The organism is Bacteroides sp. L008 (assembly GCF_040812255.1).
Lineage (GTDB): Bacteria > Bacteroidota > Bacteroidia > Bacteroidales > Bacteroidaceae > Bacteroides > Bacteroides vicugnae.
Genome location: NZ_JBFNXO010000001.1, coordinates 2,748,792 through 2,763,580, shown reverse-complemented (window position 1 = coordinate 2,763,580; position 14,789 = coordinate 2,748,792). Strand labels below are relative to the sequence as shown.

Below are 14,789 nucleotides of genomic sequence, written 5' to 3'. Positions count from 1 at the left end.
AAAACACGATATGAGACGATTTTTGATAATTTGTCTGGCTGCGGTATTTACGTTGCCTGCTGCAGACGCAAATACGATTTTCTGGAAAAAGAAAAAAGACAAAACGGAAAAGAAAGAGAAAAAACTCAGTAAGTACGAAAAGCTGTTTAAAGACAAGAAGGTAGAAACTTCTAAAGGTCTGCTCACGTTACACTTTGTAGACAAGAAAAAGCTGCTCGTAGAGTTCCCCGTTTCACTCATGGGACGAGAATTTCTTTTAGGTTCTAAAGTAGTAGAAACCTCCGATATGGGAAATGGACCGGCGGGAACGATGTCGTATACCCCCCGTCATATTAAATTTGCGGTAATAGATAGTACTTTGTATATGAAGGAAGTCAGCAGAACAGGACAGAATATGATATTCTCCAGTTCGGCAAATCAGAATATGCAGGAAGGATTGAAGAAGAATTCATTATCAACCATTGTAGATGCTTTCACTATTGCTGCTTTTAATAAAGACTCTTCGGCTGTAGTGGTAGATATGACTTCCTATTTTGTATCTCATACAGAAGACATGAATCCTTTTTCAAGCGGTAAACGTACAATGGAATATGGATCGGGTAGACAGGCTGTGAAATTCAAAGATGATTTATCATATCTGATGGGAGTGAAGGCTTTTGGAGATAATGTGTCTATTATTTCTAAACTGACTTACTTAATGAACTTAAGCGTAGGTGGACAACTTGTGAGTGTGGATGAACCTGTAAGTATGACAGTAAATCGTACTTTATTGTTGCTCCCTGAAAAGCCGCAGATGCGTCCGCGTTTAGCTGATCCCCGGATAGGAATAGGTACTGTGGCTATGGAAAATATGGGTACGGAGGTTGATGGCTCCAGAATGGAACACCGGATGAAACGTTGGAAACTAGAGGTATCGGACGTTGATAAGTACAAACGTGGTGAACTGACAGAGCCGAAAAAGCCGATTGTTTTTTATATGGATCCCAATTTTCCGGTAAGTTGGAGAGCGGCTGTAAGAGCAGGAGTAAATGATTGGAATAAAGCTTTTGAGGCTATTGGTTTCAAAGATGCTATCCAAGTGAAGGACTTTCCGAAAGATGATCCTGATTTTGATCCTGATAATTTGAAGTACAGTACGATTCGTTATGTTCCTACCGGAGTGGTAACGACCATGAAAGATGCATCATTTGCTGATCCTCGTACTGGGGAAATTATGAATGCCTCTCTATACCTTTATCATGATTTGCTGAAGTGGAATAATATCCAGCGTTTTGTACAGACTTCTCAAGTTGATCCGGATGCACGTCATCTTCGTTTGCCGGATGATTTGATGAGTGAAACGCTTCGTTGTGCTGTTCGCCGGGAAGTAGGCTTTGCTTTAGGATTGATAGAGAATATGGTGGGCTCTTCTGCTATACCGACAGATTCATTACGGTCGGCTTCTTATACACAGAAATATGGAATAACTGCCTCTGTGATGGATGAAGTAGGTTTCAACTATGTAGCTCAACCGGGTGATAAGGGAGTGATGCTTTCTCCTAAATTGGGAGTGTATGACTACTATGCTATTAAAGTAGCCTACAAACCGATTTTAGAAGCACAAACAGCACAGGAAGAGAATAAGGTAGTACGCCAGTGGATTAGTGAAAAAAGCGGTGATCCGATGTATCGTTTCGGAACCAAACAGTATTTGCTTACTACGTTCGATCCGTCAGCTCTTTCTTTTGATTTAGGAAATGATGCGATTAAAGCCAGTACATATGGTATTAATAATTTGCGTTACATAGTATCTCATATGCATGAATGGATGGATGCGGAAGATAAGAATTATGATTATCGTAATATGGTATTTCCGTTTATCGTACAGCAATTGAGAGGATACTTGTTTAATGTATATCGCAATATCGGTTCATTCTATCTGAATGAGCACTTTGTTGGTGACGTTAACGCAACTCTTACTGCGGTACCCAAGGATTTGCAGAGAGCCTCTTTAGATTTCCTGTTTACTCAACTGAAGGATTTGGAATGGATTGATGATGAAGACGTCATAAAGAAACTTTCATTTTCCGGTTCACAAGCCCGTAAGATTCTGAAGAATTATGTAGTGAAGGAAAAGAATGTGATTACAGACTTATATCAGACTAAGCGTGTTTCGTTGACGTACTATCGTGATCCGTCTTCTTATAGCCCTAAAGAATATATCGATGATTTATATGAATTAGTATGGCGTCCGACAATGGAGGGACGTTCGTTGACGGAGCCTGAACGTATCATGCAGGCTGAGTTCTTGTCGAATGTGCGCAACAGTGTGGATATAAATGGTCAGAAGAGATGGTTCGGGCAATATTATTTGTCAGATGACAACGCGGATAAAGTAGGAGCTCTGGACGAAGAGGAAAATGAAGATGCTGAAAGCGCAATAGAGGAGCAGGGTTACGGTTCTCGTGCTGTCATGAACAATATAGCAACGGATAATCAGAACCATTTATGGTACGGCACCTATCAGAAATTGGCGGAGCTAATCAAGAAACAACAAATGACTGGGGATGAACAGACGCGTGCCCATTATAAATATCTGCTGTTCTTGATGACGCGTTCCTGGAAAGATACTCCTAAAATTTAGATAAACATACATATATTATTTTGCATAAATAGAATATACAACACGAATTATGAAAAAAGTATTTCTTTTTTCCTTGGTATATCTTTTGTCGGTAGTTACGGTGGTAGCTCAACAGAAAGATAACAAGCAGCAAGTACAAAAAACAAAAGTTGAAAACAGTGAAGTACCATCAGGGTACCGGGCAGTTTTTGGAAAAGTTGTTGATCAGGAAGGGCTCCACTTGGTTGGAGTGACTATCCGCTTGAAAGGTACGGATTTTGGTACTACTACGGATATTAACGGAGACTTTAAACTTTTTTATCCTATTCGTAAACATCCGGTGATTATTGTTTCCTATATAGGAATGGTTACAGAGGAAATCAGTTTGGGAGATGATGCATCTAAAGATAAGGCGCGTGTTATTAGGCTGAAAGAAGATGCTGTGATGACTGATGAAGTGGTAATTACCGGTTACTCTAATATTAACAAAAAGAGTTTTACGGGTAACAGTGTGCAGATTAAGAAAGAAGATCTGTTGAAGGTTTCAAAGACAAATGTGTTTTCTGCTTTGCAAGCATTCGACCCATCTTTTCGTATTCAGGAAAATAGTCAATGGGGATCGGACCCGAACGCTATTCCGGAACTGTATATTCGAGGTCGTTCTGGTATAGGTATCAAAGAGTTGGATTCAGAAACGTTGTCTAAATCCAACTTACAGAATAATCCGAATCTCCCATTGTTCATCATGGATGGTTTTGAAGTCTCGGCTACTAAATTGTATGACCTTGACCCGAACCGCATCGAAAGTATTACTATTTTGAAAGATGCGGCTGCAACAGCTATGTATGGTTCACGTGCAGCAAACGGTATCGTCGTTATCACTACTGTTCCTCCCAAACCGGGTAAGTTACAGATTGATTATAGCATGACCGGAACCTTGCAAATGCCGGACCTGTCTGATTATAACCTGATGAATGCCGCTGAAAAACTGGAAACTGAACGGTTGTCCGGTTTCTATATCGGTAAAGATGCCGGCGAACAATATACTCTCGACAGAGAATACTATGGTAAATTACAAAATGTAAAACGGGGTGTCGATACTGATTGGATTTCTCAACCGGTACATTCTGTATTCAATCATAAGCATAGTTTGTCTTTAACTGGAGGTACGGAAAATCTGCGTTTCTCTGTGGATTTGAGTTATAATAAATCCGATGGTGTGATGAGAGGCTCTTATCGTGACCGTACTGGCGGAGGTTTGGCTTTAGATTACCGTATCGGTCGTTTGCAGGTACGCAACTATGTTTCTTATTCGTCAACACGTTCTAAAGAATCACCTTATGGAAATTTCTCGGATTATACAACTAAACTGCCGTATGATACTTTCCGTGATGATGATGGCACCTATTTGACAAAAACAACCCAATGGCACAATTTGGGTATGGATAATCTGGCCAATCCTTTATACGAGGCTACATTGAAAAGTTATGATCGTTCTAATGCGGACGAATTCATAGATAACTTATCTGCCAACTGGTATATTAATGATCACTGGCAAATTAAAGGGCAGTTTGCTTTAACAAAAAGTTATTCCGAATCTCGTCGTTTCCTTGATCCGTTGTCTGCAAAGAATACAGATGTATTGAGCGGCACGAATAAAATATCCGGTGAATTGACTACTGGCAGTGGCAATTCTTTTTCTTGGGATATGAATGCTTTCCTTGCATACAACCGGACTATTAAGGAACATAATATCAATCTGTCAGTAGGTATTAATGCGACTTCTTCCAGTGGTACAAGTTCTTCGGCTCGCTATTTGGGTTTCCCATCCGGTGACTTCGATTCTCCAAACTACGCACAAAAGATTTATGAAAAACCGGATTGGAGCGACACCAAATCGCGTCTGTTCGGTGCGTTGGCTACTTTAAACTATAGTTACCAGAACATTTATTTGCTTGATGCTTCTGTCCGTAGCGATGGTTCTTCTGAATTTGGTTCAGATAATAAGACAGCCCTGTTCTGGTCGTTTGGTTTGGGACTTGCTTTGCATAACTATGAGTTTATAAAGAAGTTGAACTTTATTGATGAATTTAAAATTCGTGGAACTTATGGTTCTTCCGGTAAAGTAAACTTTGAGCCTTTTGCAGCGAAAACCGTTTATGAGATTAATGGTGATGAATGGTATGAAACCGGAATGGGGGCCAATATGATAGCGATGGGTAACGTGAATCTGGGTTGGGAAACTACTTACCAGACAGATTTAGGATTTGAGTTAGGACTGTTGAAACGCCTGTTCTATGTTTCGTTTGCTTATTATAATAAACGTACTGTAGACTTGGTGAATGATGTAACTATTCCTAGTTCTACCGGTTTTACTTCCTATAAAGACAATGTTGGAGAGATGCAGAACCGTGGATATGAAATTAATGTACGTAGCAATATCATTCGTAAACGTGATATGCAGCTTTCATTATTTGCCAACTTAGGTCATAATGAAAATAAATTAGTGAAGATTTCTAATAGTCTGAAAGCTTATAATGACTTGGTTGATCAGAAATATGCAGAATTGGGTAACTACGATGCCAATGCGGCGAAGCCTTTCCGTAAGTACGAAGAAGGCGTTTCTACTACGGCTATCTCCGCTGTGAAGTCTCATGGCATTGATCCGGCAACAGGAAAAGAAATCTTTGAAAAACGCGACGGAACGTTGACCACTAAGTGGGATTCGGCTGATATGATTAGTTGCGGTGATACTGAACCGGATGTTCAGGGAACATTCGGTTTCAACTTCTCTTGGAAGAAATTCAGTCTGTACACTACATTCATGTACGAATATGGTGGTCAACGATATAATTCAACGTTGGTATCCAAGGTTGAAAATGCTGATATCTACAACTCTAACGTAGATAAACGTGTTCTTTCCGACCGTTGGAAAGAGCCGGGAGATAATGCTCGTTTTAAAGCATTATATAATGGCAAGAACAGCATTGAAATAACTAAATCAACGACTCGTTTTATTGAAGACTACAACTTGTTGTCATTGAATTCAATAACACTAGGCTATACTTTCGGTGCAGAACAAATCAAAAAATTGGGATTGAGTATGCTTCGTTTGGAAATAGGTGCTAATGACCTTGCCCGTTTCTGTACAGTGAAACAAGAACGTGGTTTGAGTTATCCTTACTCTAGAAGCGTCAATTTTACTGTGAATGCAAGTTTCTAAGTTGATCGTGACAAATATTAAATAAAAGGAAGTATATGAAAATTAAGAATATTATATTAGTTTTATGTACGTCATTGACGTTTTGTTCCTGTTCCGATTGGTTGGATGTAAGTCCTAGTAATCAGGTTGATGGAGAAGATCTTTTTAACTCTGGAAGTGGTTACCGCATTGCTTTAAATGGAATTTACAAACAGATGTCCAGCCAGTATCTTTGGGGAGAAGAGCTGACATGGGGAATGGCTGATGTATTGGGACAGAATTATACCAAATCTAATTTGGGAAGTACGGACTCGAAGTATTGGCAGGCCTGCCAGTATAAGTATACAGATAAAACACTGGAACCGGTTATTCAAAGTATTTGGTCTACGGCATACAATGCAATAGCTAACTGTAATGAGTTGATTAAAAACATCGAAAATGCCGATCCATCCATTTTTCAGGGTAAAACACTCGAGCAGGATTTGATTCATGGGGAAACATTAGCATTAAGGGCGATGTTACACTTTGAGGTTCTTCGTTTGTTTGCTCCCAGCGTCACAGCAGATGATGGAAAGAAATATATTCCTTATTATGCGACTTTCCCTTCTATATCAGAACCCTACCTGACAGTGAAAGAAATATTGGCTAAAATAGAAAAAGATTTGCAAGAGGCACGTAATTTAGTGCAGACCTATGACAATCAGGAAGGTTATAAGTTATTAATGACCAAAAGTTATCGCTTTGAAGGCGGTGATTTAGTAACTGACATGTTCTATGCCAGCCGCGGTTTTCGTATGAGTTATATTGCTATTACTGCTTTGCAGGCCCGCGTATTCTCTTATGCAGGAGAGTCGAAGAAAGCTTATGATGCAGCATCGGAAGTGATTAACTATACGGATGATAATGGAGATAAGATGTTCACCTTTACCGCTAATGCCAGCTTTAATACAAATCCTAAAATGAAGGACGATTTAATTTTTGCTCTTTCAAATTCTAAGGAAGTAGAGCTTTTCAAAGCGTGGGATAATAGAGATGAGGATGGTGGAATGGTTTCTATTGACTATGATGATTATATGGAGATTCTGGATGAAAATGCCAACGACAGGCGCTGGAATGCGATTGGTGGTATGATGGATATTCACAGTGATTATGACTGGTATTGTGTGATCTCTAAGAAATATATGGATGATGCCTCTTACACGGATCTCGATAAACGTATTATTCCTGTCATCCGTTTGAGTGAAATGTATTATATACGTGGTGAATATTTGGCGGAAACTGATCCGGTGGCTGGAACGTCAGAACTGGAAACAGTAGCACAGGCACGCGGATGTACAGCCGGAATTTTCTCTTATATTTCTACTTTAGAGGAGTATAAGAAAGCGGTTTTGAAAGATGCCCGTAAAGAATTTCTTGGTGAGGGCCAGTTGTACTATTTTTATAAGAAATACAATATACTTCCTAACTCAAAGGCCAATTTTATATTCCCATTGCCGGATAATGAGATGGTTTACTAATTTTATAGATAAATAGAAGATGAAAAAGATATATTTATTTTTGACTGCAATGGTCTTGACACTGACTGCGTGTGAGAAAGACCAGATAGGCAGATACGATTTGGGGTCATATGTCTATTTTACACAGAAAGAAACCGCATTACAGAGCTTTTCTTTTTCTTACTATCCCGGACTTACCACTCATTCATTGGAATTTGAAGTGAATCTGATGGGAGACTTGTTGAAAGAGGACAAAACTTTTGAATTATATATTGATACGGAAAAGACAACTGCTACTCCGGATATGTATGAATTGAATCTTCATCCGGTTTTTCATCAGGGAACTCCTACCGACCAGATAACAGTGACTTTAAAGAATCCGAATGATATTTTGAAGGATAAAGAAGTGACATTAGTGTTTGGCATTAAGGAAAATGAGAATTTTCAGCCGGGTTTTGTTGGACAGCGAAGCATTACGATAAACTTTAATGATATAGCTAGCCGACCGTTATGGTGGGATAGTACGATTGAAAGTTACTTGGGTGCATATGATGCTTATAAACTTGATGAGTTTATCAAATGTACGGGAATCAATGACTTGACAGGTATGGATGAGACTTTGATTAGAAAATATGCATTAGACTTCAAGAAATATATTGAAGAAAACGGATTGGATATTAATATTCCGGTTTATTAATGAATAAAATGAATTTGAATATGAGAAAGAATATTTATGTTCTGCTGTTATTGTCTTTAGTAGTGTTTTTGGGAAGCTGTTATAGCGATAAAGGAAACTACGATTATGAGGATGTAAATGAGATAACAGTTGATTTAGGAGGGGCTAAATATACCTATGTTGTAGGAAATGTAGCCAGATTGGAACCGAACATCACTTTTGCTACACAAGAAATTGCAGAATCAGAATTAGAATATAACTGGACATTGAACGGTGAGTTTATATCTGACAAACGGGTGTTGGAATTTACCGTAGAGAAAATAGCAAGTCAGGTAGAATGTCAGTTGCGTGTAACTAACCCGAAAACCGGTCTTACATATATCGGTCGTACAGCGATGGACTTTACGCAGAAATACAACTTATATGGTTGGCTGGTGTTATCGAAAGATGAACAAGCCTCTTATCTGAACTTTATGACTGCGACGGGTACTGACGCACAGATTTATGAGGAACATTTAAACGTTTATCAAGAACAAAATCGAGAAGTTCTTCCTAAGGAGACATTGGGACTGCTGGAGCATTTCCGTTCGGGAGGTTCAGGTAGCAATCCTTCTTCTGTATGGATTGTGAATCCGAAAGCTGACAAGTGCGTGGATTTGGAAGGTGCTGCTTTTACTAAAGATCTTGTTTTGCCGGATGCTTTCCTGGAACCGGGTTTTACAGATAATCTGAAAGTAAAACAGATTGCGGAACTAAAATGGTTGACTGTTGTGGTGGATCAGGATGGAAAAGCATACACGCGTAAAAAGTTATCGGAGAAAGCTTTTCATACAGGCAAATTTCTGTCAACACCATTGACTTTCGAAAATAAAGAGGTCAAAGTGGATAGATTTCTGATTATACCGGAAATGCGTGCTTTGAATATGGCGTTTGTGGAAGGTGAAAAGGGACAACACCAACGTATTTTGGCTCTAATGGATTATGACAAGCAGTCTGCAGGTAAAGTGCTTCAATTTACAGTAAAGCAAGAAGACTATGATAAGAATGGTTTTTATGATGCACCGAAGTTGGACGATTTGTTAGATTATGAGGTTGTGTATCTAGGTTATGCCCGGCCGAGGACTACAGGGCTTACAGATGGTACATATGTTATGACTTTGATTTTGAAGAGAGGAAGTGAGTATTTATATCAGGAATATTCTGTGAATAAGGCTTCAACAAGTAATCAAGTAACAGCTATCCCATCAGTGAACAAGTCAATTCATTTCGGTAATTTATTAGAGGGAGCTGTAATTTATACAGCACCTTATATTAATAATAGAACTTATTTATTGATAGCTAAAGGGAATGACCTTTATTATATCGACCGTATGACGATCGACAAGGATCCAATCAAAATGAAGACGTTTGATGCGGAAATAACAGCTTTGAATGCGGAAACCTCACAAGGTAACCAATTAGGAGTCGGATTGGCTAATGGAAAATTCTTTGTTCTCTCTTTGAAAACAGAGGGACTAGGCACGATTTTGGGAGATCCTGATAAAGAAGAGGCGGAGAGATATTATCAGGTGAGTGGTCGGATATTTGACATTCGTTATCGTTTCAAATACAGTAATGGCTGGACTTAATACAGTACTATACTATATATAGTGAGATAAAAAATAATCCCGGTAGTTCGTCCAACGACTACCGGGATTATTTTTTATCTATTTTTTACTCCGTATACTTCCGTATGAATTTTACTCTTGATTGTTTCAAAGTCCTTTTCACAATCCAATTCTCCGTGTACCATTAAATACATGGGGAGAAAATCATCTCCGGGTTTGTAAGGAGGTTGGCAATAGTCTTTTTCCCACAGCGTAAAGCCTTGACGTTGATAAAAGCTGATGCGTCGTTTTGCCATTTCCTCTATCGGACGTTCTACTTCCAATACGATCGGGCGTTTCAAATAATTGCACAAGTATTCCAGCGTGCGTTTTCCATAGCCTCCATTTCGCAGGGCAGGATTGGTTGCAAAGTGTTCTACATAGTAGAAACTGTCAAAATCCCAATAGGTAATGAAGCCGACTGGCAGGTCATCATCAAAGATAATGTTATTATAGAAGTTGCCCGTACGATCAGTGTACTCGCGTAGTTGTTCCAACTGACGGTACTCTTCTGGTGGAAACGAGTCAATTAGAAGCTCTTCCATGAATTTGTAATGTTGCAGATCCGACGTACTAATTGGCTGAAGTCTAATCATGAGGTTTGGGTTTTAAGTTTGACAATAATATAATTGTATTCCATTAAGGAACATAAAATTCAATCATTCGACGGATGGCACGTTGACAAACCGGACAAAACTCCGGATATTCGTTTGTTTTCATGCGGCAGTCGTAAGCCGGACGATAAATACCTTTGGCAGAGTAGCCTCCTCCTTCATATACTCCTACCGGATATTTCTTTTTTTCAGCAACAGGGGTAGGGATCGGAGTACCTGGCGGAAGCATATCTTTCCATTTGGAAGCGAAGTTTACCCGTGTTGAAATATTCTGTTCCCACGGTTCGACATCCAGCGGATAAGTATCTGTCATCACATCATCATCATAGAAATATTCGTCGGCCAGTCCACCGAAACTGTGTCCGAATTCGTGCACTACTACCGGCTTGAACATCGGGTGATGGGCTGTGGTCAGCGTATACGAATTGTATATTCCTCCTCCACCATATACATCTGTGTTAGCCAGGATAATGATATGTTCGTAGGGGATGCCTGCCAATGCATTGTGGATAGATTTTACCCGGCTGGTAGTCAGATAGCGGTCCGAATAAAAAGTATCGAAATGAGAATGAACTGCCGTTTGTTTCCATTGGTTTTCGCGGGGAACACTGACACCGCTGTCCATAGAAGGGCTGGCTACGGCAACAATATTAAATTTGCCCTTCATGGAGCGGAACGGCTCATACGAAAACAAACTTTCGCAGGTGCGTTGTGCATCCTGATAGAAAATATCCATTTCTTTTTCTGTGTATCCTTCTGCAAGGATGGCAACGTCTATGCAGTCTTTTTCATTACCACTTTGAAGCATATACCGATGCGGAGTGATATGTGATACCCCCCGTTTATGAATCAATATATCATCCGGACGGATGATATGTTTGTAGGTAGCCAATCTTTTTTTTCGCGGAGAATATAAAGTGACTTCTACCTCCACGGGCTGTTTAGGATAAGGAAGAAGGAAAGCATTCTCAAATCCTTTGGCTGTTTCTTTGGCTTCGTCTGTAGACAGCCACTCTTGAAACAAAGAAGAGAATGACGTTTGGTAGATACACTGTTTGCTGGCAAGGTCTTTCACTATAATTTGTCCGTTGCCTTCCAAAGGAAGTTCCGAAAGATGATGTTGACGGCCTGCCCAAGTAGGAAGCTGTGATAGCTCATCCAGATAAATAGCCTGTTGTGTAGCATCCCCGGTAAAGATATAATCCACTCGCAATGTTTTGTTCTGAAAATAATCAGCAAAATTCTGTGCATAACTTCCTATAGAAGTACAGAAACACAGAATGATACAGCAAATATGTTTCATATAAACGGTATATTTATGTTTTTCGCAAAGGTACGAACTATTGTTGACTTATCCGCTTTCTGCAAATAAAAGTAATAGATTATAGTATTTGTTGTCGAAAAATCGCTAACTTTGCATAAAAGATTCATTGATAAAAACAATTTGATTCAAAAATGGGACATCATCAATTAGATGCTTTAGATGAGCAAATTCTGAAACTGATTGCAGGGAATGCGCGTATTCCTTTTTTGGAAGTAGCACGAGCTTGTAATGTTTCCGGTGCTGCAATCCATCAGCGTATTCAGAAGCTTACTAATTTAGGTATATTAAAAGGTTCGGAGTACGTCATCGACCCCGAGAAAATCGGATATGAGACTTGCGCTTATATTGGTATATATCTGAAAGATCCCGAATCCTTTGATTCGGTAACGAAAGCTTTAGAAGCTATCCCCGAAGTGGTGGAATGTCATTTCACTACCGGAAAATATGATATGTTTATCAAAATTTACGCAAAGAATAACCATCATTTATTGAGTATTATTCACGATAAGCTGCAACCATTGGGGTTGGCACGTACCGAAACATTAATCTCCTTCCATGAAGCCATTAAGCGGCAGATGCCAATCATGGTCGACATAGAAGATGAAGATTAATCGTTATTTTCTCACGTAATCAACAAAAGCATAGGAGCAGAGATGTTTCTCATCCGCAGGATGAGCTTCTCTGCTTTTTTCTTGCCACATCTTCGGTGATACTTCAGGAAAATAAGCGTCGGCTTCGGGAGCCGTGTTGTCTATCTCTGTCAGGCAAAGTTCGTCAGCGAAGGAAAGAGCCTGTTGATAAATACTTGCTCCTCCTATAATATAAATGTGTTCCTCCTCTTTACAACTTTCCAAAGCCGCTTCGAGTGAAGGGAAAACTTCCGCACCGGGACATTCTGTAGCCGGGTTGGAAGATAAAACGATGTTTCTGCGATTGGGTAATGCGCCTTTCGGTAGTGACTCGAAAGTTTTGCGTCCCATCAGTATCGTGTTTCCGGTAGTTAATGCTTTGAAACGTTTCAAATCATTGGGTAACCAGAAAAGAAGTTTGTTCTCGAAGCCGATAGCCATACGGCGGTCTACGGCAGCAATGATAGATATTTTACTCATAAAGTTACACGGCTACTATTCCTGCAATATGCGGATGCGGATCATAGTTCACTAATTCAAAGTCCTCAAATTTGAAGTCGAAGATACTTTTCACATCCGGATTGATCTTCATTTGTGGCAATGGACGAGGTTCCCGTGATAATTGGAGCTTCACTTGTTCCAAGTGGTTCAGGTAGATATGCGCATCACCAAAGGTATGGACGAAATCTCCGGCTTTCAATCCCGTCACTTGTGTCATCATTTGCAGCAATAATGCGTATGAAGCAATATTAAAAGGAACGCCAAGGAAAATATCAGCGCTGCGTTGATATAGTTGCAGGCTTAACCGTCCGTCTGCTACATAAAACTGAAAGAAAGCATGGCAGGGAGGTAAATTCATATGATTCAGGTCCGCTACGTTCCAAGCGCTTACAATGATACGGCGCGAATCCGGATTATGTTTGATTGTTTCCACCACTTCACTGATCTGGTCGATAAATCCACCGTTATAGTCAGGCCATGAACGCCATTGATAACCATAAATATGTCCTAAGTCGCCGTTTTCATCCGCCCATTCGTTCCAGATACGCACTCCATGTTCCTGAAGATATTTCACATTAGTATCACCTTGCAGAAACCAAAGCAATTCGTATATGATTGATTTCAGATGTAGTTTCTTGGTTGTCAGGCACGGGAAACCGTCATCAAGATTAAAACGCATTTGATGACCGAAAACGCTGATGGTTCCGATTCCGGTACGGTCACTTTTTTCTGTACCTTCGGTTAGTACACGATTGAGTAAATCCAGATATTGTTTCATAATGAATAAGTTGTGGTGAAAATGATTCTCCGCACAAAATTACAAAAATGGAGTGAATAAATTAGCAAACCAGCCGACGAACTTCTTCCACGGGGAGCGCTTTTTCCAGAATTCAGGCGTCAATTGAGTGCAATGCTCAATATCATCCCGGAACATTGTATTTAATTCACCCGTTATTTGGGTATCAAAGATAAAGGCATTAGTTTCGTAATCATAGCGCAAGCTGCGGCTGTTCAGGTTGGCAGTGCCGACTGTACAGAACAAATCATCCACCATCATTATTTTAGAGTGATGAAATCCACCGTTGTACATATAGACAGTAGCTCCTCTTTTCATCAGTTTGTGTAACTTATAAAGTGCGGCATCCGGAGTAAACGGGATATCGGAAGCGGAAGAAACCATGATTGTAACATTTACGCCTCGGTCGATTGTCCGGTTCAACGCCTTTTTAATTGAAGAAGTCGGTACAAAATAAGGATTGACAATATGAACATTCTTTTGGGCCGAATAGATGCTCATAGCATAAGCGTGGCTCAACATACGGCTATTCTTTTTCGGGGTACGGTCTACGATTGCTACCACAATATCCGTACTGTCCGTTTGTTCCTCATGTTGGGGGAAATAAGCGGCTCCACCTACATTCTGTTTGGTTTCCTTATTCCAGATCGTTAGGAATATCTCCTGCAAATCATTGACGGCATCTCCCTCAATACGTGTGTGCATATCACGCCAGGTTCCGATTTTGGGTAGTCCGTTAATGTAGTAGTCAGCGATATTCATACCACCGGTATAAGCCACTTTTCCATCTATGACAGCTATTTTCCGGTGATCGCGATGGGCGGCGTGATTGATATAAGGGAAAGTGAACGGATCGAACTTGACAATCTCGATTCCTTGTTCACGTATTTTTTTGAGATGTTTCTTTTTGAGTGGTTTGTTGTTCGACCAGTTTCCGAATGCATCGAACATGGCTCGTACTTCGACCCCTTCCTTCACTTTTTCGGCCAGCAGAGCAAATAAAGCATTGGCGATGGAGTCATTTCGGAAGTTGAAATATTCCAGATGGACGTGGTGTTTGGCTTCCCGGATGGCTTCGAACAAATCGATAAATTTCTCCCGTCCGCTTTTTAGCAGTTTTACTTTATTATTATCAGATATGGGAATTCCCGATTCTTGTAAATAACGTAGCAAAAGGGAATCGCTGGTTAATCCGATTGAGTCCCTGGGATGTATCATCAGACTGTCGATGATACCTGCCTGAACACTCAATATAGGCAGGAACAGAAATAAAATAAATATACGTAATTTCAAAACTCTTCTC

11 protein-coding genes are annotated in these 14,789 nt (G+C 40.0%); 6 read left to right on the top strand and 5 right to left on the bottom strand.

What is annotated here, in order from left to right:
- Positions 1 to 10: 10 nt before the first annotated feature.
- The 5 genes from AB3G73_RS11005 to AB3G73_RS10985 are packed head-to-tail and all read left to right on the top strand — an operon-like array spanning position 11 to position 9,604.
- Positions 11 to 2,623, top strand: a complete 2,613-nt coding sequence (locus AB3G73_RS11005; protein ID WP_367744890.1) for a zinc-dependent metalloprotease — start codon at positions 11 to 13, stop codon at positions 2,621 to 2,623.
- A gap of 49 nt (positions 2,624 to 2,672) precedes the next feature.
- The gene (locus AB3G73_RS11000; protein WP_367744888.1) at positions 2,673 to 5,825 is read left to right on the top strand and encodes a SusC/RagA family TonB-linked outer membrane protein; all 3,153 of its coding nucleotides are present in this window, start codon (positions 2,673 to 2,675) and stop codon (positions 5,823 to 5,825) included.
- Between the two features lie 35 nt (positions 5,826 to 5,860).
- A complete protein-coding gene (locus AB3G73_RS10995; RefSeq protein WP_367744887.1) occupies positions 5,861 to 7,321 on the top strand; it encodes a RagB/SusD family nutrient uptake outer membrane protein in 1,461 nt (486 codons plus the stop codon).
- Between the two features lie 19 nt (positions 7,322 to 7,340).
- On the top strand, positions 7,341 to 7,997 hold the full coding sequence (locus tag AB3G73_RS10990; RefSeq protein ID WP_367744885.1) for a DUF4843 domain-containing protein: 657 nt from the start codon (positions 7,341 to 7,343) through the stop codon (positions 7,995 to 7,997).
- Between the two features lie 20 nt (positions 7,998 to 8,017).
- Positions 8,018 to 9,604: a PKD-like family lipoprotein gene (locus tag AB3G73_RS10985; protein ID WP_367744883.1), complete on the top strand. Its 1,587-nt coding sequence runs from the start codon at positions 8,018 to 8,020 to the stop codon at positions 9,602 to 9,604.
- Positions 9,605 to 9,678: 74 nt separating this feature from the next.
- Here AB3G73_RS10985 and AB3G73_RS10980 read toward each other — a convergent pair whose 3' ends face one another.
- A complete protein-coding gene (locus AB3G73_RS10980; RefSeq protein WP_258981681.1) occupies positions 9,679 to 10,218 on the bottom strand; it encodes a GNAT family N-acetyltransferase in 540 nt (179 codons plus the stop codon).
- A gap of 43 nt (positions 10,219 to 10,261) precedes the next feature.
- Entirely contained in the window at positions 10,262 to 11,539 is a 1,278-nt protein-coding gene (locus tag AB3G73_RS10975) for an IgA Peptidase M64 (protein ID WP_367744881.1), read from the bottom strand.
- A 152-nt stretch (positions 11,540 to 11,691) separates the two neighbouring features.
- On the opposite strand from AB3G73_RS10975, the gene AB3G73_RS10970 reads away from it, so the two are divergent.
- A complete protein-coding gene (locus AB3G73_RS10970) occupies positions 11,692 to 12,171 on the top strand; it encodes an Lrp/AsnC family transcriptional regulator (RefSeq protein WP_004297952.1) in 480 nt (159 codons plus the stop codon).
- 3 nt (positions 12,172 to 12,174) lie between these two features.
- Here the strand turns inward: AB3G73_RS10970 and AB3G73_RS10965 are convergent, their stop codons facing one another.
- Genes AB3G73_RS10965 through cls form a run of 3 tightly spaced genes read right to left on the bottom strand, consistent with a single transcriptional unit; the run spans position 12,175 to position 14,779 of the window.
- Positions 12,175 to 12,669, bottom strand: coding sequence for a dihydrofolate reductase (locus AB3G73_RS10965; protein ID WP_342989663.1), 495 nt, complete (start codon positions 12,667 to 12,669; stop codon positions 12,175 to 12,177).
- Positions 12,670 to 12,673: 4 nt separating this feature from the next.
- Positions 12,674 to 13,468 (bottom strand): thymidylate synthase, encoded by a 795-nt coding sequence (locus AB3G73_RS10960; protein WP_367744879.1) that lies wholly within the window; start codon positions 13,466 to 13,468, stop codon positions 12,674 to 12,676.
- A gap of 39 nt (positions 13,469 to 13,507) precedes the next feature.
- A complete protein-coding gene (cls, locus tag AB3G73_RS10955) occupies positions 13,508 to 14,779 on the bottom strand; it encodes a cardiolipin synthase (RefSeq protein WP_298047804.1) in 1,272 nt (423 codons plus the stop codon).
- Positions 14,780 to 14,789: the final 10 nt, after the last annotated feature.